General features: G+C 74.1%; 22 protein-coding genes and 1 pseudogene. 8 read left to right on the plus strand and 15 right to left on the minus strand.

Annotated elements, in window-relative coordinates; all coding sequences use genetic code 11:
- The first annotated feature begins 27 nt into the window (after positions 1-27).
- The gene (locus ACYP53_RS22190; protein ID WP_459648674.1) at positions 28-954 is read left to right on the plus strand and encodes a hypothetical protein; all 927 of its coding nucleotides are present in this window, start codon (positions 28-30) and stop codon (positions 952-954) included.
- 22 nt (positions 955-976) lie between these two features.
- Here ACYP53_RS22190 and ACYP53_RS22195 read toward each other — a convergent pair whose 3' ends face one another.
- Positions 977-1,543 carry a hypothetical protein gene (locus ACYP53_RS22195; RefSeq protein ID WP_459648675.1) on the minus strand — a complete coding sequence of 189 codons (567 nt, stop codon included), beginning with the start codon at positions 1,541-1,543 and terminating at the stop codon, positions 977-979.
- Between the two features lie 114 nt (positions 1,544-1,657).
- On the opposite strand from ACYP53_RS22195, the gene ACYP53_RS22200 reads away from it, so the two are divergent.
- Positions 1,658-2,158 (plus strand): GNAT family N-acetyltransferase, encoded by a 501-nt coding sequence (locus tag ACYP53_RS22200; protein WP_459648676.1) that lies wholly within the window; start codon positions 1,658-1,660, stop codon positions 2,156-2,158.
- Positions 2,159-2,193: 35 nt separating this feature from the next.
- Here ACYP53_RS22200 and ACYP53_RS22205 read toward each other — a convergent pair whose 3' ends face one another.
- The gene (locus tag ACYP53_RS22205) at positions 2,194-3,051 is read right to left on the minus strand and encodes an alpha/beta fold hydrolase (RefSeq protein WP_459648677.1); all 858 of its coding nucleotides are present in this window, start codon (positions 3,049-3,051) and stop codon (positions 2,194-2,196) included.
- 116 nt (positions 3,052-3,167) lie between these two features.
- Here ACYP53_RS22205 and ACYP53_RS22210 point away from each other — a divergent pair, with 116 nt between their 5' ends.
- Positions 3,168-3,635, plus strand: coding sequence for a MarR family transcriptional regulator (locus ACYP53_RS22210; protein ID WP_459648678.1), 468 nt, complete (start codon positions 3,168-3,170; stop codon positions 3,633-3,635).
- Between the two features lie 239 nt (positions 3,636-3,874).
- Positions 3,875-5,500 carry a cytochrome bc1 complex cytochrome b subunit gene (qcrB, locus tag ACYP53_RS22215; protein ID WP_459649809.1) on the plus strand — a complete coding sequence of 542 codons (1,626 nt, stop codon included), beginning with the start codon at positions 3,875-3,877 and terminating at the stop codon, positions 5,498-5,500.
- Here the strand turns inward: qcrB and ctaF are convergent.
- From ctaF to ACYP53_RS22230, 3 genes are all read right to left on the minus strand, one after another.
- On the minus strand, positions 5,466-5,861 hold the full coding sequence (ctaF, locus tag ACYP53_RS22220; RefSeq protein WP_189921677.1) for an aa3-type cytochrome oxidase subunit IV: 396 nt from the start codon (positions 5,859-5,861) through the stop codon (positions 5,466-5,468). The genes qcrB and ctaF overlap by 35 nt on opposite strands.
- A complete protein-coding gene (gene ctaD / locus ACYP53_RS22225) occupies positions 5,858-7,549 on the minus strand; it encodes an aa3-type cytochrome oxidase subunit I (protein ID WP_459648679.1) in 1,692 nt (563 codons plus the stop codon). The genes ctaF and ctaD overlap by 4 nt, the downstream gene beginning before the upstream one ends.
- A 192-nt stretch (positions 7,550-7,741) precedes the next feature.
- Positions 7,742-8,383, minus strand: coding sequence for an L-threonylcarbamoyladenylate synthase (locus ACYP53_RS22230; RefSeq protein WP_189921682.1), 642 nt, complete (start codon positions 8,381-8,383; stop codon positions 7,742-7,744).
- A 472-nt stretch (positions 8,384-8,855) separates the two neighbouring features.
- Between ACYP53_RS22230 and ACYP53_RS22235 the strand changes: the two genes are divergently transcribed.
- The gene (locus ACYP53_RS22235; RefSeq protein WP_189921684.1) at positions 8,856-9,197 is read left to right on the plus strand and encodes a hypothetical protein; all 342 of its coding nucleotides are present in this window, start codon (positions 8,856-8,858) and stop codon (positions 9,195-9,197) included.
- Between the two features lie 106 nt (positions 9,198-9,303).
- Positions 9,304-9,597: a helix-turn-helix transcriptional regulator gene (locus ACYP53_RS22240; protein ID WP_189921686.1), complete on the plus strand. Its 294-nt coding sequence runs from the start codon at positions 9,304-9,306 to the stop codon at positions 9,595-9,597.
- 58 nt (positions 9,598-9,655) lie between these two features.
- Here the strand turns inward: ACYP53_RS22240 and ACYP53_RS22245 are convergent, their stop codons facing one another.
- The 3 genes and pseudogenes from ACYP53_RS22245 to ACYP53_RS22255 all read right to left on the minus strand — a co-directional run bounded on the left by ACYP53_RS22245 (position 9,656) and on the right by ACYP53_RS22255 (position 11,606).
- Positions 9,656-9,811: a DUF6131 family protein gene (locus tag ACYP53_RS22245; RefSeq protein WP_189921688.1), complete on the minus strand. Its 156-nt coding sequence runs from the start codon at positions 9,809-9,811 to the stop codon at positions 9,656-9,658.
- Between the two features lie 481 nt (positions 9,812-10,292).
- Positions 10,293-10,777 (minus strand): annotated as a pseudogene (locus ACYP53_RS22250) (TetR-like C-terminal domain-containing protein); the annotation flags it as partial.
- 70 nt (positions 10,778-10,847) lie between these two features.
- Positions 10,848-11,606: a DeoR/GlpR family DNA-binding transcription regulator gene (locus ACYP53_RS22255; RefSeq protein ID WP_189921690.1), complete on the minus strand. Its 759-nt coding sequence runs from the start codon at positions 11,604-11,606 to the stop codon at positions 10,848-10,850.
- Between the two features lie 171 nt (positions 11,607-11,777).
- On the opposite strand from ACYP53_RS22255, the gene nagA reads away from it, so the two are divergent.
- Positions 11,778-12,968: an N-acetylglucosamine-6-phosphate deacetylase gene (nagA, locus tag ACYP53_RS22260; RefSeq protein ID WP_459648680.1), complete on the plus strand. Its 1,191-nt coding sequence runs from the start codon at positions 11,778-11,780 to the stop codon at positions 12,966-12,968.
- Positions 12,969-13,120: 152 nt separating this feature from the next.
- Positions 13,121-13,522 carry a hypothetical protein gene (locus tag ACYP53_RS22265; protein WP_189918537.1) on the plus strand — a complete coding sequence of 134 codons (402 nt, stop codon included), beginning with the start codon at positions 13,121-13,123 and terminating at the stop codon, positions 13,520-13,522.
- A 25-nt stretch (positions 13,523-13,547) separates the two neighbouring features.
- Here the strand turns inward: ACYP53_RS22265 and ACYP53_RS22270 are convergent, their stop codons facing one another.
- The 7 genes from ACYP53_RS22270 to ACYP53_RS22300 all read right to left on the minus strand — a co-directional run bounded on the left by ACYP53_RS22270 (position 13,548) and on the right by ACYP53_RS22300 (position 21,703).
- Positions 13,548-14,390, minus strand: a complete 843-nt coding sequence (locus ACYP53_RS22270) for a class II fructose-bisphosphate aldolase (RefSeq protein ID WP_459648681.1) — start codon at positions 14,388-14,390, stop codon at positions 13,548-13,550.
- Between the two features lie 112 nt (positions 14,391-14,502).
- Positions 14,503-15,432 carry an ROK family protein gene (locus ACYP53_RS22275; RefSeq protein WP_459648682.1) on the minus strand — a complete coding sequence of 310 codons (930 nt, stop codon included), beginning with the start codon at positions 15,430-15,432 and terminating at the stop codon, positions 14,503-14,505.
- Positions 15,429-16,301 carry an SIS domain-containing protein gene (locus ACYP53_RS22280; RefSeq protein ID WP_459648683.1) on the minus strand — a complete coding sequence of 291 codons (873 nt, stop codon included), beginning with the start codon at positions 16,299-16,301 and terminating at the stop codon, positions 15,429-15,431. Before ACYP53_RS22280 ends, ACYP53_RS22275 begins: the two co-directional genes overlap by 4 nt.
- Positions 16,302-16,418: 117 nt before the next feature.
- A complete protein-coding gene (locus ACYP53_RS22285) occupies positions 16,419-18,443 on the minus strand; it encodes a hypothetical protein (RefSeq protein ID WP_459648684.1) in 2,025 nt (674 codons plus the stop codon).
- 10 nt (positions 18,444-18,453) lie between these two features.
- Positions 18,454-19,332: a carbohydrate ABC transporter permease gene (locus ACYP53_RS22290; RefSeq protein WP_459648685.1), complete on the minus strand. Its 879-nt coding sequence runs from the start codon at positions 19,330-19,332 to the stop codon at positions 18,454-18,456.
- A complete protein-coding gene (locus tag ACYP53_RS22295; protein ID WP_459648686.1) occupies positions 19,329-20,303 on the minus strand; it encodes a carbohydrate ABC transporter permease in 975 nt (324 codons plus the stop codon). The genes ACYP53_RS22290 and ACYP53_RS22295 overlap by 4 nt, the downstream gene beginning before the upstream one ends.
- Positions 20,304-20,389: 86 nt before the next feature.
- The gene (locus ACYP53_RS22300; protein ID WP_459648687.1) at positions 20,390-21,703 is read right to left on the minus strand and encodes an ABC transporter substrate-binding protein; all 1,314 of its coding nucleotides are present in this window, start codon (positions 21,701-21,703) and stop codon (positions 20,390-20,392) included.
- Between the last annotated feature and the right edge of the window lie 126 nt (positions 21,704-21,829).

Raw genomic sequence — 21,829 nt, forward strand, 5'->3', positions numbered from 1 at the left:
CAAGCGCTGCGAGGAGAGGAACGGGACGTGCGCGGGGGCGAACTGGTGGGCGGTCTGGGGCGACTGGTCGGGGCGGCGACGGGCGCGGCGGCGCAGGCCGCCGCCGGGCTGGGCGAGGCCGGGCGACAGGTGGTCCGGCGGGGCGGGCAGGGAGCGGCGGCCGGCGGGCGGTGGGCACACACCGCCCTCGCCTCCGTCGCGCCGCCGGCGGTGCCGGCCACCGAGCCGTGGAAGCTCTCGGTGGGCACCCTGATCGGCCGCCACCCCCTCACCCCGGCCGTGGTGCACAAGCTGCTCGGGCTGCTCGACGGCCTCGGCGCCGTCCACCTGGGGCCGTCGAAGGCCGGCTTCGACGGCGAGGAGATCGAGTGGGACAAGGTCGTCGAGATCCGCACCCGCAACGCCTTCGAGGTGCTGACCACCACCGCCCTGGAGCAGGAGGTGGACCGGATCCGGGAGCTCCTTCCGCCGGTGCCGGGCCGCAAGTGGGTCGTCACCAAGGCCGGTGAGGCGCTGACCACCGTCGTCCTCGCCGCCCTCGAACGCGCCTCGGCCGACCAGCGCCTGGACGAGCTGACCGTCCCGGCCAGGATCGTGTATCGCGGCCTGCTCGGCCGTCAGCGCACCCTGGACGCGGGCGCCTTCGCCGCGGCGGTGCTCGTCGTCACCGACCGGGCCGGCGAGAGCCTGATCGCCACCGCCCGCAAGCGCGGCATCCCGGTCCGGCCCGCCGAGGAGCTCGCCGGGCCGACCGACGCCGCCCGGGTCGCGGCGCTGCGGGAACGCACCGACTCCGTGGCCCGGCTGCTCGGCCGCATCGAGCAGAGCGACCCGGAGACGCCGGATGCCGTCGAGGTGTCCGAGGCGCCGGACGCCGTCGAGGCGGCTCCGCAGCCCCCGTTGTCGCTCGACAAGGGTGCGGGCGACAACGGCGGCGCACCCCACGGCGGTTGAGCCCCGGGCCGGGCGGCGGCGGTCAGTGGCCGCCGCGCGGCTCCTCGCAGCCGGTGCCCTCCGCGTAGCCGGCGAAGGCCTCCACCGTGGTGGCCTCGCCGGCCGTCGAGCCGGACAGGCAGAGCCCGGTGGCGTCGATCAGGAACTCGCCGCCGCGCTGGACCTTGACCTTGTCGGCCGGGTAGCCGAGGCCGACGAGCGCCTTGCGGATCCCGTCCGGGTCGACCTGGTAGCGGGCCCGGACGGGTTCGAGCGCGGCCTTGATCCGTCGGACGGCCTCCAGGCCCTCGCAGCGGCGCTCGCCGTGCAGCGGGAGCGGCGCCTTGAAGGCGTGGTTCTCGGCGTAGTGGTCGGTCACCGGGCCGGTCGCCTCCGCGTTGCTCGCGGTCGCGGTCGGGGTCCTGGTCGGCGTCTCGCCCGGGCAGGGGTGGTCCCCCTGGGCGGTCGCCACCGCGGTCGCGGTCGGCGTCCGCGCGGCCGTTCCGCCGGGCGCGTCCACGTGCGTCGTCCCGCAGCCCGCCGCCAGTACGGCCAGGGCCGCCACCGCCGGGATCCGGAGGCGCCCCCACCTGGTCCTGATCGTCGTCATCCCGCGATGATGCCCCGGCGGCGGGCTCCACGTCATCCCGGCGAGGCCCGCCCCGAGCTGACCAGCCCGATAATCCCGACGGGCCGGAGCGCCGCTCGGCTAGCCTCGGGGATCATGACCTGGTTGCCTGCCGATTTCGTCCACCCCGTCCATGTGCCGCTCCCCGGGGGCGGCTACCACCTGCGTCCCATCGCCGGGACCGACACCGAGCTCGACTACCCGGCCGTGATGGGCTCCCGGGAGCGACTCTGGTCCATCTACGGCGAGGCCTGGGGCTGGCCGTCGGCCACCATGACCTACCAGGCCGACCTCGACGACCTGGTGCGGCACGAGCGGGAGATCGCCGCCCACGAGTCGTTCAACTACGCACTGTTCGACGAGGCGGAGACGGCCCTGCTCGGCTGCGTCTACATCGACCCGCCCCAGAAGGCCGGTTCGGACGCCGAGATCTCCTGGTGGGTGGTGGACGACCGGGTCGGCACCGAGCTGGAGCGGGCGCTGGACGCCCTCGTCCCGCGCTGGATCGCCGAGCAGTGGCCGTTCCGGCAGCCCTGCCTCATCGGCCACGAGGTCTCCTGGAAGGAGTGGCTGGCCCGCCCGGCCGCCGACGCCTGAGCCGCATCGCCCCCGCCTGATGCGGGCGGCTCCCGTCACCGCGCCAGGACGGCCTTCAGTGTCCGCGCGGTGGCCCGGGGGAAGGCGGTGTTCCCGTTGTGGCCGCCGGGGAGGACGGCCGGCTCCGCGCCCAGCAGCTCCGCCAGCGCCACCGCGCAGCGGCGGGTGTGGACGGCCGGCCCGGTGCTCGCACCGACGGCCGGGACGATCCGGGTGCCACCGGCGGTCGCGGCGGCCCGGGCGATCGCGGCCGGGGCGAGGCCGTCCGTCGTGACCGCCGGGAACTCCGTCCCGATGAAGAACCCGAAGTTCGCCAGCCGGCGGGGCGTCAGGGGCTGCGGGGTGAGGCCCTCCTCGGTCCGGTCGTGCGCCGGGTCGATCCCGAGGTGCCGGGCGATCGCCGGGAAGGCGGCGGCCGCGCCCCCGTCGAGGTAGGCCTTCCGGATCTCCGTCAGCTCGGCCACGTGCTCCGCCCGTCCGTCCGCCGGCAGCAGGTTCGGCACGACGGGCTCGTGGGCGATGAGTGTGTCCAGCACGCCCGGGTACCGCACGGCGACCTGGAGGCCGATGGCCGCGCCCATGCTGAACCCGGCCATCAGCGCCGGCCCGTCGGCCACCTCGGCGAGCAGCCGGGCGACGTCGTCGGCGTGGTCGGCCATGGTGACGGGGGCGTCCGGCCGGTCGAGGGTGCTGCGGGACAGGCCCCGGCGGTCGTAGGTGACCACAGTGAAGGTGTCGACGAGGTGCGGGACGAGGTCGACGGTGCGGTCCGCGTCGCCCTCGCCGCTCTGCGCCAGCAGCAGCACCGGTCCGCTGCCCTCGACCCGGTAGTGCAGCGTGGCGCCCGGGACGGCGAGCGTACGGACGGTGGCTGCGGTCGGGCTGGTGGTCATGGTGTGGTCCCCCTCGGTCGGTCGCGGGCGGCGCTTCCCGCCCGGCATGACGACGATAATCCATCGAAGTAGATACATCAAGATAGATGCATCGATCTCGATGTACTCTTGCGGGCATGAACGGAGTAGAGCTGTTCCTCCTGGGCCGGACCCTGATGAAGATCGGCGAACAGGCGATGCCCGAACCGGACCGGCCCGAGGCGGCGGCCCGCGGCTCCGTCCGCCCGGTCCTGGTCACCCTCGGCGACGTCCTCGCGCACCCGGGGGCGACCGTCGGGGAGATCGCCGCCCGCACCGGCCTGCCGCAGAGTCAGGTCTCCACCGCCGTCGCCCGCCTGGTCGAGGCGGGCTCGGTCGACACCGAACCCGACCCCGCGGACCGCCGCCGCCGGCTCGTCCGCGCCGCCGCCCAGCCGTCCGCCCGGGTCGCGGAAGTCCGCTCCACGACCATCGACGACGCCCTCACCGCGGCCCTCGCCGGCCCCGACGGCACCGCCCCGGACCCGCGACTGCTGCACGAGGTCTCCACCGCCCTCGACACCCTGGCCCGCCACCTCACCCCCGCCGCCGCGCGCCCGCGCTGAAGCGCCGCCGGCCGGCCGGACGCCGCGGGCCCGTACCCGTTCCCGTTCCCGTTCCCGCACCCGTTCCGCCGTCGGAGTGATCTGCCGCCGCGCGCCACGGGAACGGCAGCGCTCGTGCCGCTCCGCGCGCGGCGGCTCCCACTAGGTTGCCTGGCGTGGACGAAACCAGAGCGTCGGGCGGGCGCGAGCCGTCGGCCGGCGAGCGCGCGGCGGTCGGTCTGGACAAGCGGCTGCCGGTCATGGAGGCGGGGCGGGAGCTGCTGCGCAAGGTGTTCCCGGACCACTGGTCCTTCCTGCTGGGCGAACTCGCCCTGTACGCCTTCGTCGTCCTGCTGCTGACCGGCGTCTACCTGACCTTCTTCTTCGACCCGAGCATGAGCGAGGTCGTCTACGAGGGCGCCTACCTGCCGCTGCGCGGCGTACGGGTGTCCGAGGCGTACGCGTCGACGCTGCACATCAGCTTCGAGGTGCGGGGCGGCCTGCTGATCCGCCAGATCCACCACTGGTCGGCGCTGCTGTTCGTCTCGGCGATCGGCGCGCACCTGCTGCGGGTGTTCTTCACCGGGGCCTTCCGCCGGCCGCGCGAGCTCAACTGGGTCATCGGGGTGACACTGTTCAACCTCGCGCTGCTGGAGGGGTTCTCCGGCTACTCGCTGCCGGACGACACCCTGTCGGGCACCGGGCTGAGGATCGCCGAGGGCGTCCTGCTCTCGGTGCCGCTGGTCGGCACCTATCTGACCTTCTTCGCCTTCGGCGGCGAGTTCCCCGGCCACGACATCGTCCCCCGGCTGTTCAGCCTGCACGTCCTCCTGGTGCCCGGCCTGCTGCTCGCCCTGGTCGGGGCCCATCTGACGCTGGTGGTGGTGCTGAAGCACACCCACTGGGCGGCCCCCGGCCGCACCAACCGCAACGTCGTCGGGATGCCCTTCTTCCCGCAGTTCCTCACCCGGACGGTGGGCCTGACCTTCGCGGTGGCCGGCGTCATGGCGCTGTCGGCCTTCCTCGCGGAGATCAACCCGGTCTGGCGCTACGCCTCCTACCGGCCCGACGTGGTGGCGGCCGGCGCCCAGCCGGACTGGTACATCGGCTTCATCGAGGGCGCCCTGCGGCTGATGCCGGGCACCGAGACCCGGCTGTTCGGGCACACGGTGTCCTGGAACGCCTTCCTCCCGGCCCTGGTCGTACCCGGACTGCTGTTCGCGGTGCTCTACGCCTACCCCTTCGCCGAGCGGTGGCTCGACCCCGACACCGGCGAGCACCACCTGTGCGACCGGCCGCGGAACAAGCCCACCCGCACCGGGCTGGGCGTCGCCGGGATCACCGCCTACGCGGTGCTGCTGGTCGCCGGCGGCAACGACGTGATCGCCTACACCTTCGGCCTCACGGTCGAGGTGCTCACCCTCGTCCTGCGGGCGGCCCTGATCGTGCTGCCGCCCGTGGCGTTCCTACTCACCCGGCGGCTCTGCCTCGCCCTGCAGGCCAGGGACCGCGACCGGCTGCTGAAGGGCGACGAGACCGGTCGGATCGACCAGTCCCACGACGGCGGCTTCACCGGGCACCACCGCCCGCTGCCCGCGGACGAGCGGTTCGTGCTGCTGGCCCGGTCCTCGCCTGCCCCGCTCCCGGCGGCGGACGGGGCGCCCCGGCGCTCGCGGGTGCGCGCCGCCGCGAGCTCCTGGTTCTACCGCGACCGGGTCGAACTCCCCTCCACGGAAGCGGAGTCGGCGCACATCACGGGCGTCCTCACCGCCCCCGCCCACCCCGCCGCCCCGGCCGACCAGCCTCCCCCGCCCGACCGGACCGGCCCGGTCAGCCGGCTGCTCCGCCGGCTCACCCGCCGTCGTGGTCGCGGTACTGGAAGATGAAGCCGAACACCGCGTACCCGAGCACCAGCGCACCCACGACGACCAGCCACCGGGCGAAGACCAGGCCGAGCGCGAGGACCGTCACGCCGACCGCCGTCAGCGCCGGATAGCCGCTGCGGGCCGGGAAGAACCCCACCGGGCCCGCGGCCTCCGCGATCTCGGCGTCCCCGCGGTCCTGCGCCCGGCCGCCGCCGCGCCGCCGGTGCTGGACGAACCAGAACAGCGCGATCAGCCCCGACATCAGGAACGCCACCGCCAGGATCGCCTTGCCGGCGGGCTCCCGCGCCCAGAAGCCGTAGACCAGCCCGGTCACCGCGAAGAACGCCGCCATGCCGGCGAACAGCCACCCCTCCGCCTTCATCGCCCGGCCCCCCGCCCGCCGGTACGGCCGGGAGCCCCGCTCGACGACGCCTCCCTCTCCACCTCCGGGTGGTGCAGGTCGAAGGCCGGCGACTCCGAGCGGATCCGGGGCAGCGCCCGGAAGTTGTGGTGCGGCGGCGGACAGGAGGTGGCCCACTCCAGCGAGCGGCCCCAGCCCCACGGGTCGTCCTCGGTGACCTTCTCCCCGTACCTGGCGGTCCTCCAGACGTTGTAGAAGAACGGCAGGTTGGAGGCCCCGAGGAGGAAGGAGCCGGCCGAGGCGCACACATTGAGGGCGGTGAAGCCGTCCACCGCCAGGTAGGTCGCGTAGCGGCGCGGCATGCCCTGGGCGCCCAGCCAGTGCATCACCAGGAAGGTGGTCTGGAACCCGACGAACAGGATCCAGAAGTGCGCCTTCCCGAGCCGCTCGTCGAGCAGCTTCCCGGTCAGCTTCGGCCACCAGAAGTAGAACCCGCCGAAGGTCGCGAACACCACCGTGCCGAACAGCACGTAGTGGAGGTGGGCCACCACGAAGTAGCTGTCGGTGACGTGGAAGTCGATCGGCGGCGCGGCCAGCAGCACCCCGCTCAGCCCGCCGAACAGGAAGGTCACCAGGAAGCCGACCGACCACAGCATCGGGGTCTCGAAGGACAGCGAGCCGTCCCACATCGTGCCGATCCAGTTGAAGAACTTCACCCCGGTCGGCACGGCGATCAGGAACGACATCAGCGAGAAGAAGGGCAGCAGCACCTGGCCGGTGACGAACATGTGGTGCGCCCACACCGACATGGACAGCGCGGTGATGGCGATGGTCGCGCCGATCATCCCGTAGTAGCCGAACAGGGGCTTGCGGCTGAACACCGGAATGATCTCGCTGACGATGCCGAAGAACGGCAGCGCGACGATGTAGACCTCCGGATGGCCGAAGAACCAGAACAGGTGCTGCCAGAGCAGTGCCCCGCCGTTCGCCGCGTCGAAGGCGTGCGCGCCGAACTTCCGGTCCGCCTCCAGACAGAGCAGCGCGGCCGTCAGCACGGGGAAGGCCAGCAGCACCATGACGGAGGTGAACAGCACGTTCCAGGTGAAGACCGGCATCCGGAACAGCGTCATACCGGGCGCCCGCAGACAGGTGATGGTGGTGATGAAGTTGACCGCGCCGAGGATGGTGCCGAGGCCCGCCACCACCAGGCCGAACGCCCACAGGTCCCCGCCCGCGCCCGGCGAGAACAGCGGCCCGTTCAGCGGCGCGTACGCGAACCAGCCGAAGGCGGGCGCTCCCCGGGTGGTGAGGAAGCCGCTGAGCACCGTCAGCCCGCCGAGCAGGAAGGCCCAGTAGGTGAAGGCGTTCAGCCGGGGGAAGGCGACGTCCGGCGCCCCGATCTGCAGCGGCATGATCGCGTTGGCGAACCCGGCGAAGGTCGGGGTGGCGAACAGCAGCAGCATGACCGTGCCGTGCATGGTGAACATCTGGTTGAAGCGCTCGTTCGACAGGAACCCCGTGTCGGGCCCCATCAGTTGAGCGCGCATCAGGAGCGCCAGCACCCCGCCGACCAGGAAGAAGCCGAACGCCGTCGCCAGGTAGAGGTTCCCGATCACCTTGTGGTCGGTGGTGAACAGCCAGCGCAGCAGCGTGCTGCCCCGGCGGACCCTGGCCCGGGTACGACGCGACGCGGTGGACGTGGCGCTCATGGAACCTCCGCAGCGGAGCCGGTGACGCCCCCGGGCGGCGTCGCCGACACCCCCCGCACCCGGCGGAGGGCCCACCCCCGCGAGCCATCGCCGACCCTAGCGGCGGCCGCCCGGCCCACCGGGGCGCCACGCGGTGCGGCGCCCCGACCGGGCGGGTGGCGGGGGGGGGTGGGCTGGCTGTGGGGCGGGGGCTCAGCGCTCGCGCAGGTCCGGGACGACCTCGCGCAGCCGCTCGGCACTGATCGCGCCCGCGCGCAGCAGGACGGGCACCTCGCCGGTGACGTCCACGATCGAGGACCCCACGGCGGCCTCGGTCCGGCCACCGTCGAGGTAGACGGCCACCGAGTCGCCCAGCATCTCCTGAGCCGCGTCGCAGTCCTGCGGCGAGTCCTTCCCGGTCAGATTGGCGCTGGAGACGGCCAACGGACCGGTGGCGTTGAGCAGTTCGACGGCGACCGGGTGCGCGGGCATCCGGACGGCGACCGTTCCGCCGGTCTCGCCGAGGTCCAGCTCGACCGACGGCAGGTGGCGGGCGACCACGGTCAGCCCGCCCGGCCAGAACGCGGCCACCAGGGCCCGGGTACGCTCCGTCACCTCGACCAGCTCGTCCAGGCCCTCCGGGGAGCCGACCAGGACGGGCGAAGGCATGTTGCGGCCCCGGCCCTTGGCCGCCAGCAGCCGGGCGACCGCCTCCGGTACGAAGGCGTCCGCGCCCACTCCGTACACCGTGTCCGTCGGCAGCACGACGAGTTCGCCACGGCGCACCGCGGCCACGGCCTCGCGCAGCCCGGCTGCGCGCTCGGACGGGTCCGAGCAGTCAAAACGACGAGTCATCAGGGATCTCCACCAGCGGGCCGCCGGCCCGCACCGTTCACGCGGCCCGGCCGCCTCACCGGCCGGGCACGACCCGGCCAGACTACCGGGCGGCCCCCGCTCCCCCGTCGAGGGCCCGTCTTCGAACCCCCGTCGTCCGCCCGGAGGGCGGGCGGGGCGGCGTTGGGGTGCGTGCATCGCAAGGCGGAGGATGGGGGCACCTCCCGGCCGAAGGCTGGGGGAGAGTCCATGCGGTGGGGGCACCTCCCGGCCGCCAGGCTGGGGGCCATCGGCGACCGACGACAACGCGGCGAGGTGCGCTTGTGCCCTGGGGGTACCTCCCGGCCGAAGGCTGGGGGAGCGTCGCCCCGCAGGCGGGGGTTCGAAGACGGGCCCCAGCCCTCCGCCGCTCGGGTGGAACACCCCGGCGCCGGACCGCGCCGGGCCGCCGTCCTCGGGGGCGGGCGGCACCGGGCGGACGTAGGTTGCGCACATGACCAGTGACGAGACGATCCCGGCCGTGGGCGTGCGCCCGCTGGACGAGGTGTTCGCCGCGATCGACACGGCCAACCGACGCCCCCGGCCGTGGACCGGCTTCGAGCACGGCGTGCTGGGGGCCTACCGGTGGGCCGCCGGGGCCCAGATCGCGGCGCCGGTCACCGCCACGGCCGCGGTCGGCACCGCCGAACCGTGCCGGGCACAGCTGCTGGCGGAGTGCCAGGCCGCCGCCGTACGCCTGCGCCGGGCCCTGACCCAGGGCACGGACCACGCCTACGTGCTCGGCGCCCACCAGGCACTGGCCTGGCTCTGCGGGCTGCACGAGGACTGCCCCTGAGGGTGCGGGCCCGTCCGTCCCGGTCTCATAGGTCGGGGCTTCGCGGGCCGGAGGTTTCGCGGGACGGGGTTTCCCGGGCCCGCCCCGGCGGCCATATCCTTGCGGCGTGGAAACCGGCCCGGCGACGGCGCGGCAGTGGACCTTCCTGACGAACCACGCCCGCGTACTCGTCCAGATCGCACGCGACCCCGGCATCCGGGTGCGCGACATCGCCGCCCAGTGCCTCCTCACCGAGCGCGCGGTGCAGCGGATCATCGCCGACCTGGAGGAGGCCGGCTACCTGACGCACGAACGGCGCGGCCGCGCCAACCACTACAGCGTGATCGACGGCAAGCAGCTGCGGCACCCGGCCGACGCCGGTCCGACCGTCGCCGAGCTGCTCGCCGTGCTGTTGCGCTGAGCCGTGCCGGTGCGCTGGTGAGCTGAGCGGTGCTGTCGCACTGCTGAAGGGGGATCGGTCAGTAGTAGTGGCGGCGTCCGCCGACGGCGTGCCCGAGGGCGCCGACCACCCACAGGACCACACCGATGAGCAGCAGCACGATCCCGATGGTCCAGAGGATCGAGATGCCGGTGACGAAGCCGATGATGAGCAGGATGACACCGAGGACGATCACGGGAACCTCCCTGGTTCGATGAGGGGCGGGTGACGGACGGTCTCGCGGCCGCCCGTCCGGGCCCCGGTGCACAGCCCCGCGTCTACCGCCACGGCAGCGGCGCAAACCCCGTGGGCCGCGGCGGTTTCGGTGCCGGGTCACCGGCGGTGGCGGCCGCCGCTCCGGCGTACGGCTCCGGGGGCGAGCGGCAGGTGATTCACGGCGGATCCTTCGGGTACACGCATCCGCGCAACGTCCCCGGACGAGGAAGGTGCGCGATGACCGTCCCGATGCCCCCGGACCCGGACACCCGGCCGGTCCCCCACCCGAACCCCGCGCCGGGGCCGGGCGGTCCCGATCCGGCACCGCCGCCGATACCGCCGTTCCCGCCGCCCGAGCCGTTCCCGGACGATCCCGGCCCGGTGCCGCTCCCCCTGCCGGACGCCGGGCGGACCCGACGGCCCACGGGCGGCCCGGCGCCCTTCGGGTGATCAGGGCCGGGGGCCGGCAGGCTGTCGGGTTCGGCCTCGAAGAGCAGCTCGGGGTGGAAGGCCATGCCGGTGAAGTGCCCGGCGAGCTCCAGGGACAGGACGCCGTGCAGCCGGGTCCAGAGGAGCAGGAAGCGGTGCAGGTCCGCGGGTGCGGCGGGGTGGTCGCCGGCCCAGTCCCGGTGGTCCGCCAGGTGGGCGGCGAACTGCGTCTCGGGGGCGCGGTAGCCGGGGACGAGGGTGCCGTAGACCAGGAAGTACCGCTGGGGTCCGCCAGGGCCCGGCCGCGCAGGGCGCGGGCGAGCCCGGCGAGGTCGGCACCGTCGGCGGCGGCGTCGGCGAGGGTGTCGGCCAGGCTCCGGTAGGCGCCCCGGACGAGTTCGGTGATCAGCTCGTCGCGGCCGGCGAAGTAGCGGTAGAGCGTCGACGCCGCCGTCCCCGCGGCGACCGGCATCCTCCGCCAGGGCCTCGAAGGCCGGCTGCACGACCTGAAGACCACCGCCGAGGCCCGCCCGCAGACGGACTGAACGGCACCACGCGGCGCACGCCCCCGCGCCCGTCGGCCGGGTTCAGGCCCGCCGGACCCGGACGCCGCAGTCGGCGATGGCCCGCTCCTCGGCGTCCGGGAGCCCGGCGTCCGTCACCAGGTCGTGGACGTCGGCGAGCGGGCAGATCGAGGCGAAGGTGACCCGGCCGACCTTGGTCCGGTCGGCGAGGACGACCGTACGGGCACTGCTGCGCAGGAAGGCGCGGTCGGTCTGGGCCTCCATCTCGTCGTGGGTGGTGCAGCCCTGACGGACCGTCAGACCGTCCACGCCGATGAAGGCGAGGTCGAGGTGGTAGCGCTGGAGCGTGCTCTCCGCGGCCGGGCCGACCAGCTCGTAGCTCGCCGTCCGGGCGATGCCGCCGATCACGACCAGGCGGATCTCGGGACGCACGATCAGCTCGGCCGCGATGTTGACGGCGTTGGTGACCACGGTGACGTTGCCCCGCTCGGCCAGCACCCGGGCCAGCTCCGTGGCGGTGGTGCCGCCGGTCAGGCCGACCACGGCGCCCTCCGGCACCAGGTCGGCCGCCGCCCGGGCGATCCGCTTCTTCTCGTCCGGCTGCTTGCCGCTGCGGTGCCGCAGCGGGAGTTCGAGGTTCACCGAACCGGTCACCGCACCGCCGTGGGTACGGTGCAGCAGGCCCTGCTCGTGCAGTTCCTGCAGATCGCGGCGCACGGTCGCGCCCGACACGCCGAGCAGCTCGGAGAGCGCGTGCACGTCCGCGCTCCCGGCCTCGGCGATGTGCGACAGGATCCGGGCGGCACGATCAGCTTTGAGCATGGACGGAGTGTAGGTCAGGCCCGGCGGCCGGGCCCAACAGCCGGGTGCTCCACCGGAGGAGCGGAGTCGGAGCCGGAATCGGCGCCGGAACCCGAACCGGAGGCAATCTGCTCATTCGCGATTAGAATGCCCGGGATTCGCACAACAGTGAGCATCCTGGGGAGCGGGAACATGACCGTCACGGACCGTATCGCCCTGGTCGGCGCCCGCCTGGTCCTGCCCGGCGGCGTCGTCGAGGGCGACCGCCTGTCCGTCGAGGGCGAGCGGATCGCCGCCGTCACGAACGCCACGAGCGACGGCGGCACCGAACCCGGCGACCTCGACCTCACCGGGTACACCGTCGTCCCCGGCTTCGTCGACCTGCACGTCCACGGCGGCGGCGGCGCCTCCTACACCTCCGGCATCGCCGAGGAAGCCCTCCTCGCCGCCCGCACCCACCTCGAACACGGCACCACCACCACCGTCGCCTCCACCGTCACCGGCGAGATCGACGACCTCACCCGCCAGGCCGCCGTCCTCGCCGAACTCGTCGAGGACGGCATCCTCGCCGGCATCCACTTCGAGGGCCCCTTCATCTCCCACAACCGCTGCGGCGCCCACCGCCCCGACCTGCTGCGCGACCCCGACCCCGCCCTCGTCCGCAAACTCGTCGACGCCGCCCGCGGCCACGCCCGCATGCTCACCCTCGCCCCCGAACTCCCCGGCGGCCTCGACTCCGTCCGCATGCTCGCCGACCTCGGCGTCATCGCCGCCGTCGGCCACACCGACTCCGACTACACCACCACCCTCCAAGCCGTCGACGCCGGCGCCACCGTCGCCACCCACCTCTTCAACGCCATGCCCGGCATCGCCCACCGCGCCCCCGGCCCCATCGTCGCCCTCCTCGAAGACGACCGCGTCACCGTCGAACTCATCAACGACGGCGTCCACCTCCACCCCTCCGTCCTCGACCTCGCCTACCGCACCGCCGGCCCCACCCGCGTCGCCCTCATCACCGACGCCATGGGCGCCGCCGGCATGGGCGACGGCCTCTACCCCCTCGGCCCCCTCCAGGTCCAGGTCACCGACGGCGTGGCGATGCTCCCGGACGGCAGCTCCATCGCGGGATCGACGCTCACCCTCGACCGGGTCTTCCGAAGATCGGTGACCGTGGGCAGGTTGCCACTGCCCGATGCCGTCGAGTCGCTGTCGGCGACCCCGGCCCGGCTGCTCGGCCTCAGCGACTCCATCGGCTCCCTGGAGGCCGGCAAGCTCGCCGACCTCGTCGTGGTCGACTCCGACACCTACGACCTGGTCGCCGTCATGCGCCGCGGCCGCTGGATCCTCGGCGCCGACCGCTTCCCCACCGTCAAGCCCGCCTGACCGCTCCGCGCCGGGCCCCGAACGCCGACGGCCGCCCTCCCCCAGCGGGGACGGAAGTGTCGGGTCAACGTCGGGTGAACGTCGTGGCCGCCCGACCGCCCCGGGACCAGGATGGATGCCGAACCGCCCGACCTACCGACAAGGGGAAGCCCATGCAGTTCAAGCCCGCACGCCGCCTCGCGTCCCTCCTCGCGGTGACCGCGCTGACCGTCACCGGTCTCGGACTCTCGGCGGCGAGCGCGTCCGCCGCGACCGGATCCGACTCCAACTCCGCGCACGGCGTGGACATCACGGGCTGGCACGACCAGGACAGCAACCCGTGGGTCTCCGCCCGGCTGTGCAACTACCAGAGCTCCGCGAACAGCTTCTACTTCTGGATCAGGGACGCACAGACCGGCCGCGAAATCACCCCCTCGGGGCACATCACCCCCAACCTCGCCCCCGGACAGTGCGACTACGTCTACGGCGAGGACTCCGGCTCCGACGCGATCCAGGTCTACGCGAGGTCCGGAAGCGCCTGGACCTTCGGCACCGACCCGATCTACCTCGGCTGACGGGCTCCCCCACGACCTGACGGGCTCAGGCCGGCGGGGCCTTGAGGACGTGCAGGAGTCGGGTGACCTCCTGGGCCACCGCCGTCCGGCCGGGGCCGAGGTAGCGGCGGGTGTCGACGAGTGCCGGGTCGGCGGCGAGGGTGCGGCGGACGGCCCCGGTGAAGGCCCGGTTCAGCTGGGTGGCGATGTTGACCTTGGTCATCCCGTGCTCGACGGCGTGGGTGAGGTGTGCGTCGGCCACGCCGGAGGAGCCGTGCAGGACCAGGGGGACGGGGACGGTCCGGCGCAGTTCGGCGATCAGGCCGAAGTCGAGGACGGCGTCGCGGGTGGGCATGGCGTGGGAGGTGCCGACGGCGACGGCGAGGGCGTCGACGCCGGTGGACGCGACGAAGGCGGCCGCCTCGGCCGGGTCGGTCCGGGCGCCGGGGGCGTGCACGCCGTCCTTGCCGCCGACCTCGCCCAGTTCGGCCTCGACCCACACGCCCGTCGCGTGGCAGCGTTCGACGACCGCGGCGGTGACCCGGACGTTCTCCCCGTAGGGCAGCGCGGAGGCGTCGAACATGACCGAGCCGAAGCCGAGTCCGACCGCCTCGGCGACCAGCCCGGGCGAGGTCGCGTGGTCGAGGTGGACCGCGACCGGGACGGCGGCGGTACGGGCGGTGGCGAGCACCGCGGCGGCTATCGGGGCGAGTGCCCCGTGGTAGCGGACGGCGTTCTCGCTCAGTTGCAGGACCACCGGGGAGCCGGCCGCCTCGGCGCCGGCCACGATCGCCTGGGCGTGTTCGAGCTGGATGACGTTGAAGGCGCCGACCCCGCGGGTGGCCTCGGCCGCGGGGGTGACGATGGCGCCGGTTCCGGTCAGGGGCATCGGGGGCTCCTCAGAGGGTGGAGGGGTCGGACCGGGCCACCGTCTCGGCCGGCCGTTCCGGCCCGGCCGGCCGTCGCCAGGACGAGCACGGCGTTCGGCGTGCCGGCGAGGATCACCGCTCGGCCTTCCGGCGCAGCAGGTCGTGGGCGAGGAGGGCGGCACCCTGGCAGCCGGCCCGGTGGCCGAGTTCGGCCGGGACGATCTCCGGCGGCCGTTGGAAGGTGAGCCGTCCGGCGACCGCGGCGCGCAGGGGCGCGAGGTAGCGCTCGCCGGCCCGGGCGAGGCCGCCGCCGATCACGATCCGCTCGGGGTCGAGCAGGGTGACGGCGGTGGTCAGGGCGTCGGCGAGCGCTTCGACGGCTTCGGTCCAGACGGTGGCCGCGGTCGGGTCGCCGGCTGCCGCGCGTTCGCCGACGTCCTCGGCGGTGACGCCGCCCTCCCCGGTGGCGGCGGCGTAGCGGCGGGCGATGGCGGCCGCGGAGGCGACGGTCTCCAGGCAGCCCCGGCCGCCGCAGGGGCACGGGTCGCCGTCGGGACGGACCACCAGGTGTCCGAGTTCCCCGGCCCGGGTGTGGCTGCCGGTCACCGCCCGCCCGTTCGACACGACCGCCGCGGCGATGCCGGTGCCGACCGGGACGAACAGGAAGTCCCGGCTGCCGCGGCCCGCTCCGATCCTGGCCTCGGCCAGCCCGCCGGCCCGGACGTCGTGGCCGAGGGCGACCGGCAGTCCCAGTTCCTCGGCCAGCCGGGCCCGGACCGGGAGTCGGCGCCAGCCGAGGTTGGCCGCGAGGACGGCCGTCCCCGCGGCCTCGTCGACGATGCCGGGCACCACGATGCCGACCGCCGCCGGACGGTGTCGCTCGGCCAGTCGGCGGGCCGCCGCCAGGACGGTCTCCAGTACGGCGTCGGGGCCGCGTTCGGCGCCGGTCGGCCGGTGGTCGGTGTCGCGCAGGACGCCGTCCTCGCCGGCCGCGCCGCCCTTGACGGCGGTCCCTCCGACGTCGAGGGCGATCACGGTTGCGGCGGCGGCCGGGGTGGTCACGGCTGGGCCAGCACGATCGAGCGGGTCAGGTTGCGCGGCCGGTCGGGGTCCAGGCCGTGGGCTTCGGCCAGTGCCACGGCCAGCCGCTGGGCGCGCACCAGGTCGGCCAGCGGGTCGAGCGTGGTCACCGAGGTGACGGCGCCGATGGACCGGACCTCGTCGGCCAGTCCGGCCGGCGGCGCGCCGAAGAACCACACCACCCGGCCGGGGGCGGCGATGCTGATCGGGCCGTGCCGGTACTCCATCGCCGGGTAGGACTCGGTCCAGCTGCCGGAGGCCTCGCGGAGCTTGAGCGCCGCCTCGTTGGCCAGGCCGACCGTCCACCCGGTGCCGACGAAGGTGAACTGGCCCGCGGTGACGGCTCCTTCGGGCAGCGGACCGGCCAGTGCCCGGGCCGCCTGCTCGGGCAGATCGGCCGGGGCGAGGCCGAGGTGGCCGCGCAGCAGCGCGAGCGCGGTGGTGGCGAAGCGGGTCTGCACCACCGACCGCTCGTCGGCGAACTCCAGGTCGACCACGGTGTCCGCGGCCGTGGTGATCGGGGTGTCGAGGTCGCCGGTGAGTGCGACGGCGGGGGTGTGCCCGGCCCGGGCGAGGGCGGCGAGCACCTCGGTGGTCGTGCCGGAGCGGCTGATGGCGACCAGCCGGTCGTAGCGGCGGTCGGCCGGGTACTCGGAGGCCGCGAAGGCGTCGGTCTCCCCCAGCCCGGCCGTCTCGCGCAGCGCGGCGTAGGCCTGCGCGATGTAGAGCGAGGTGCCGCAGCCGATCACCGCGACCCGCTCGCCCCGCTCGGGCAGTCCGGCGGGCTCCAGGTCCAGGGCCCGGCGCCAGCACTCGGGCTGGCTGGCGATCTCCTGCTCGACGTAGCTCATGATGACTCCTCCGGGTGCGCATTTCTGCATCATTGTGCGCAGACTTGATTGCTCGTGACTACTACGCCTGACGGGTGCGCATGTTCGATCATTCCTACGCAAGGCAAAGGCCGCCGGTCAGCGCCAGTCGAGGAGCAGCCAGCCGCGGTGCGGCACGCTGCGGTCGAACCCGACGGTCCGGCCGTCCACCGTGGCCGCGACGGCCTCCGGCACGGCCAGCGGACTGAGCAGGGTGCCCCCGGTGCGGACGGGCTCGCCGGGCAGGTGCACCCTCGGCTCGGCCGGGTCGGCGCTGCCGTTGGCCACGGCGAGGCACCAGCCGTCCTCGGTACGGGTCAGGTGCGGCATCAGGTGCGGGCCGCCGGTGACCAGGGGCAGGGTCGGCCGGTCGCCCTCCAGGTGGCGGACCATGGCGTGCAGCAGCTCCCGGCCGTCGTCCCCGTACGGCAGCAGCTCCACTGCGGTGGCGGCCAGCACCGCGACCCGGCCGCCGAGCCCGTTGGTGAAGACGCACCGTCCGGCGCCCCAGACCCGCCGGTCCGGGGTGAGGATCTCGGTCCAGGTCTCGGCGCCCGCCGCCGGCCGCAGCCGGGCCAGGGCGGGCTGGACGTTGACGCTCAGGTAGGCGCCCGCGCTCTCCCCGGCGGCCGCCACCGGCAGCACCCGCTCCATCGCGTACGGGCCCGGCGCGCCGGCACCCCCACCGGCACTCCCACCGACCGCCTCCCGCTCCACGAGCTCCTCGACGCTCACCCCGAGCAGCTCGCCGAAGCCCCGGGCGGCGAGTATGTGCGCGGCGGTGCCGTCCAGCAGCAGGCCGCCGGCGAGCATCCGCCGCAGCTCGGCGTCGTCGAAGGCCCGGGCGAGCTGCCCGAACAGGACCCGGACCGGGGCGTCCTCGGCGGTGACCGGGACGCCGTGGCGGAGCAGGAAGTCCGCCGCCGGGCCCGGGTCCACGGCCAGTTCGGCGAGGTCGCCGCCCCGGCGGGTGCGGACGTGGGCCGCGGCGTCCTGGCGCACCGGCAGCGCCACGCCGTGGGTGCGCGGCGGGCCCGGCGCCCGGGCGGCGAGGTGGTCGAGCGCGGGCCGGGAGCGGCGCAGCAGGTCGGCGACCTTCGGGAACCGCCCGGCCCGGCCCGACTGCATGGGGTGGACGTTGAGGAACATCGCGTCCGAGCCGGCGAGTTGGGCGGCGACCAGCTCGGACCAGGTCTGGGTGTCGGACTTGGACCAGGCGGTGTGCGGCCAGTTCTCGATCTCGGGTTCGCTGCGCACGTGCCGCGGCCGCAGCGCCCGCTGGACCTCCAGCATCCAGAGGGAGAAGCTGAGTTCGCGGCCGGGCGCGTCCCCGTAGCGGGCGAAGTGGGGGCGGTGCGAGACCCGGCCGTCGATGGAGAGCGCGTCGAACAGGGCGGGCCAGTCCCGGCCCTCGACCGAGTGGACGCCAGGCTCGGAGCTCATCAGCCCGAGCTCGGTACGGCCGTCCGAGCGTTCGGCGACGGCCTTCGCGATCAGCTCGGCGACCTCCAGCTGCGCTGTGCGCCAGACCTGTTGCAGCATGGCGCGCCACGGGTGGGGGGTGCCGGGGGCGGTCACGGCGGCGACCGCCCGCTCCCTGGTCACCCGCTCCCCCGTGAGGGCTTCGAGCCGCTCCAGCATGGCCGGTTCGAAGCCGCCGCCCCAGGTCAGCGGCGCGTGGTTGTGGTAGCGGAAGTCGTCCTCCAGCCACAGCACCCGCAGCCCGAGGTCGGCGAAGCGGGCGTAGTGCCCGGTGATCCAGGTGCGGAAGCGCGGGCAGGCGAAGGAGGCCTGGGCGGCGGCGACGTCACCGGCCGGGCCGACCATCGGGGCGAAGCCGAGCCGGTCGGCCCGGCCCCGGTCGGCGTGCCCGGCGGTCACCCAGGGGTTGAGGCTGACGTCGAGGCCGGCCTCGCGCAGGACGGCGGTCGCGGTGGCGGCGGTCTCGTACAGCCGGTCCTCGGCCGGGCCGGCCGGGTGCCCGGCGTACAGTTCCTCGGCGCCGAGCAGCAGGACGGCCTCGTCGACCCCCGACTCCCGGCAGAACGCGGCGAGTTCGGCGGCCCGTTCGGCGGCGTCCGGGCCGGGGTGGAGCTGGAACCGCAGGTGGTACCTCGCGGGCACGCGGGTCTCCTCATTTGACGCTGCCGGCGGTGAGGCCGGCGCGCCAGAAGCGTTGCAGGGACAGGAACAGGACGACCAGCGGGACGGCCGAGACCATGGCGGCGGTGACCACCACGTTGAGCGGCACGGCGCCGGGGCCGAGCGCCCGCTGCGCCTGCCAGCCCACGACCCCGACGGTGACCGGCTGGAGGTGGTCGTCGGCCAGCATCAGGACGGGCAGGAGGTAGTTGGTCCAGATGGCGACGAACTGGAACAGGAAGACGGTGACCAGGGCCGGGGACATCACCCGCAGCGCGATGGTGGCGAAGATCCGCAGCTCGCCGGCGCCGTCGATCCGCCCGGCCTCGATGAGCTCGTCGGGCACCGAGGCGGCGGCGTAGATCCGGGCGAGGTAGACGCCGAACGGGCTGACCATGCTCGGCAGCAGCACCGCCCAGTAGGTGTTCACCAGGTGGAGTTCGGAGAACATCAGGTAGAGCGGGACGGCCAGCAACGGCTGCGGGACGAGCACGGCGGCGAGCACCCCGTTGAAGGTCAGCTCCCGGCCGCGGAACCGGTACTTGGCCAGCGCGTAGCCCGCCATCGCGGAGATCAGGGTGCTGACGCCGGCGCCGCCCAGCGCGTAGAGGGCGCTGTTGCCCAGCCACTCCCAGTAGACGCCGTCCTGGCGGGTGAACACCTGCGTCAGGTTGTCGAAGAGGGCGAAGTCGCCGAACCAGAAGCCGTTCCCGGTGAAGAGGCCGGCGCTGGTCTTGGTGGAGGCGACCAGCAGCCACCACACCGGGGCGAGGAAGTAGACGGAGGCGACCAGCAGCACGCCGAGGACGAGCCAGCGGGAGGCCGGCTGCCGGGCGGCGCCGGGCCGGGCGGAGCGGGTGGTGGTGTTCACAGGGCGTCTCCCCGGCGCTGGACGAGCTTGAGGAAGCCGAAGGACAGCACCAGGGCCAGCAGCGCGAGCACCACGGACTCGGTCGCGGCGAGGTTGAAGTTGTTGGCGTCCACGGCGTTGTAGGCGGCGTAGACGGGGGTGTAGCCGCTGCTCAGGTTGGGGGCGACGTTGTGCAGGATCGCCGGCTCGTTGTACAGCTGGGCGGTGCCGATGATGGAGAACACCGTGGTCAGCACCAGGGCCGGACGGATCATCGGCACCTTGATCCGCCAGGCGATGCCGAAGGCGGAGCAGCCGTCCATCACGGCGGCCTCGCTCAGCTCGGCCGGGACGGACTGCAGGGCGGAGTGGATGATCAGCATGTTGTAGCCGGTCCAGCCCCAGGTCAGCATGTTGCCGATGGTCGCGCCGAGCATGCCGTCGGAGGTCAGGTTCAGGTGCAGGCCGAGGTGTTCGGCCGCGGCCGTGATCGGGCTGAGCCCGGGGGCGACCAGGTACGACCACATGATCGCGCCGACCACCCCGGGCAGGGCGTACGGCAGGAAGAACGCCAGCCGGAAGAACCGCTTGAACATCGTCGACTTCGCGTCCAGGAGCAGCGCCAGCACGAGCGCCAGCAGCAGCATCAGCGGCACCTGGACCAGGCCGATCAGCAGCACCCGCAGCAGCGAGCCGCGGAACTCCGGATCGCCCAGCGCGGTGGCGTAGTTGCCCAGCCCGGCGAACACCTCGGTGGGGGCCGAGAGGCCGAGGCCGGAGCGCCGCAGCCGGAACAGGCTCTGGTACACGGTGTAGCCGATCGGCGCCAGGTAGAGGCCCGTGAACAGCAGTAGGAAGGGGGCCAGGAACAGCAGGGCGGTCCGGGCCCGGCTGTGCGGGCGTGCGGCGGCGGCGGTCCGGGTGGCGGTCCGGGCGGCGCCGGGCCCGCCCGGGTCCCGCGGTGCCGTCCGCCCGGCCGGGGCGGTGGTCATGCGTGTGCTGCCTCTCGGTCGGTGGGCGGCCCCGCACCCGTGGGGGTGGCGCGGGGCCGCGGTACGGGGAGCCGGGCGGCGGGGCGTCAGCCGGCGACGGCCAGGCCCTGCTGCTTCATCCCGGCGACGGTCCTGCCCTGCACGTCGGCGAGCACCTGGGGCAGGGTGGTGCCGCCGGTGCCGGCCTTGCCGAGCCCGTCGGCGAGGTCGGTGGAGGTCTGCGTCATGGTGGGGCCCCACTGCCAGTCGGTGGCGACGTGGGCGGTCTCGCCCTTGAAGACGTCGAAGATCACCTGGCCGCCGTAGAACGGGTCGGGCTGGGAGAGCGCGGGGTTGGACAGGCCGGAGGTCGCGGCCGGGTAGATGCCGGTGACCTTGATCAGGTCCCCGACGCTGTCGGCGGCGGTGCTCATCCAGGTGGCGAACTCGGCGGCCTCCTTGGCGTGCGCGCAGCCCTTGAGCACCGCGGTGGCCGAACCGCCGTCGTTGCCGTAGACCGGCTTGGCGGCGTCCCACACGGGCATCGGCGCGACCGCCCACTGGCCGGCGCCGCTCTTCACGCTCGCGGCGAGGGTCGGGGCGTTCCACACCGCGTTGACGTCGGAGAGCACCTTGCCGTCCGTCAGGTCGGCGTAGAGCGAGGGGTCGTAGCTCGGGTCGGTCTTGAGGAGCTTCCGGTCCAGCAGGTCCTGCCAGTAGCCGGCCACCTTCTTGTTGGCGTCGCTGCCCAGGCTCACCTGCCAGGTGTCGCCGCCGGTGCCGAACCACCGGGCGCCCGCCTGCCAGGCCAGGCCCGCGTAGTTGTAGGCGTCGTTGCCGAAGTCGCCGAGGTACACGCTCGGGTCGGCGGCGTGCACCGTGGCGGCGTCGGCCGCGTACTCCTCCCAGGTCGCCGGGGGCTTGTCGATGCCGTACTTGGCGAAGAGGTCCTTGCGGTAGAAGAGCGCCATCGGCGCGGTGTCCACCGGGACGCCGTAGGTCTTCCCGTCGATGGTGACCTGCCGCCAGGTCCAGTCCGCGAACTGCCCCTTGGCCTCGGCGGTGTACTTGGTGACGTCGGTGAGCGCGCCGGCGGCGGCGAAGCTGGGCAGGGTCTCGTAGCCGACCTGGGCCAGGCAGGGGGCGTTGCCGGCCTTGGCGGCGGTGAGCATCTTGGTGTAGCCGCCCTTGGAGCCGGAGGCGGTCTTGCCGAAGGTCACCTTGATGCCCGGGTGGCTCCGGTTGAACGTCTCCACCACCTGGTCGTAGCCGGGGGCCCAGCCCCAGAACTCCAGGGTGACGGGCCCGGAGGCGGAGCCGGTCGAGTCCTGGCCGCCGCCGGAGGAGCAGCCGGCCAGGAGGGCCGTGGCCGTCAGGACGGCGGTGGCGGCGGCGAGGGTGGTGGTGGGTCTGGCCTTCACGTGGGTCTCCTCGGCGGGGGGAACCGGGCACTTACCGGGTGCTGGAGCCGGGTGCGCTCGAATCGGGGCACGGGATCGGGCACGGATCGGGGCACGGGATCGGGCACCGGCTAATTCGTTCGGTTA

The sequence above is a fragment of the Kitasatospora sp. Ki12 genome, from assembly GCF_054601375.1.

What these genes read in the sequence shown, in the direction of transcription:
- ACYP53_RS22235 (WP_189921684.1), top strand. Translation starts at nt 8,856, where the DNA reads ATGACCAGTGACGAGACGATCCCGGCCGTGGGCGTGCGCCCGCTGGAC.
- ACYP53_RS22270 (WP_459648681.1), bottom strand. Translation starts at nt 14,390, where the DNA reads ATGCCCCTGACCGGAACCGGCGCCATCGTCACCCCCGCGGCCGAGGCC.
- ACYP53_RS22255 (WP_189921690.1), bottom strand. Translation starts at nt 11,606, where the DNA reads ATGCTCAAAGCTGATCGTGCCGCCCGGATCCTGTCGCACATCGCCGAG.
- ACYP53_RS22195 (WP_459648675.1), bottom strand. Translation starts at nt 1,543, where the DNA reads ATGACGACGATCAGGACCAGGTGGGGGCGCCTCCGGATCCCGGCGGTG.
- ACYP53_RS22205 (WP_459648677.1), bottom strand. Translation starts at nt 3,051, where the DNA reads ATGACCACCAGCCCGACCGCAGCCACCGTCCGTACGCTCGCCGTCCCG.
- ctaD (WP_459648679.1), bottom strand. Translation starts at nt 7,549, where the DNA reads ATGAGCGCCACGTCCACCGCGTCGCGTCGTACCCGGGCCAGGGTCCGC.
- ACYP53_RS22210 (WP_459648678.1), top strand. Translation starts at nt 3,168, where the DNA reads ATGAACGGAGTAGAGCTGTTCCTCCTGGGCCGGACCCTGATGAAGATC.
- ACYP53_RS22200 (WP_459648676.1), top strand. Translation starts at nt 1,658, where the DNA reads ATGACCTGGTTGCCTGCCGATTTCGTCCACCCCGTCCATGTGCCGCTC.
- ACYP53_RS22265 (WP_189918537.1), top strand. Translation starts at nt 13,121, where the DNA reads ATGCAGTTCAAGCCCGCACGCCGCCTCGCGTCCCTCCTCGCGGTGACC.
- nagA (WP_459648680.1), top strand. Translation starts at nt 11,778, where the DNA reads ATGACCGTCACGGACCGTATCGCCCTGGTCGGCGCCCGCCTGGTCCTG.
- ctaF (WP_189921677.1), bottom strand. Translation starts at nt 5,861, where the DNA reads ATGAAGGCGGAGGGGTGGCTGTTCGCCGGCATGGCGGCGTTCTTCGCG.
- qcrB (WP_459649809.1), top strand. Translation starts at nt 3,875, where the DNA reads ATGGAGGCGGGGCGGGAGCTGCTGCGCAAGGTGTTCCCGGACCACTGG.
- ACYP53_RS22230 (WP_189921682.1), bottom strand. Translation starts at nt 8,383, where the DNA reads ATGACTCGTCGTTTTGACTGCTCGGACCCGTCCGAGCGCGCAGCCGGG.
- ACYP53_RS22280 (WP_459648683.1), bottom strand. Translation starts at nt 16,301, where the DNA reads ATGAGCTACGTCGAGCAGGAGATCGCCAGCCAGCCCGAGTGCTGGCGC.
- ACYP53_RS22295 (WP_459648686.1), bottom strand. Translation starts at nt 20,303, where the DNA reads ATGACCACCGCCCCGGCCGGGCGGACGGCACCGCGGGACCCGGGCGGG.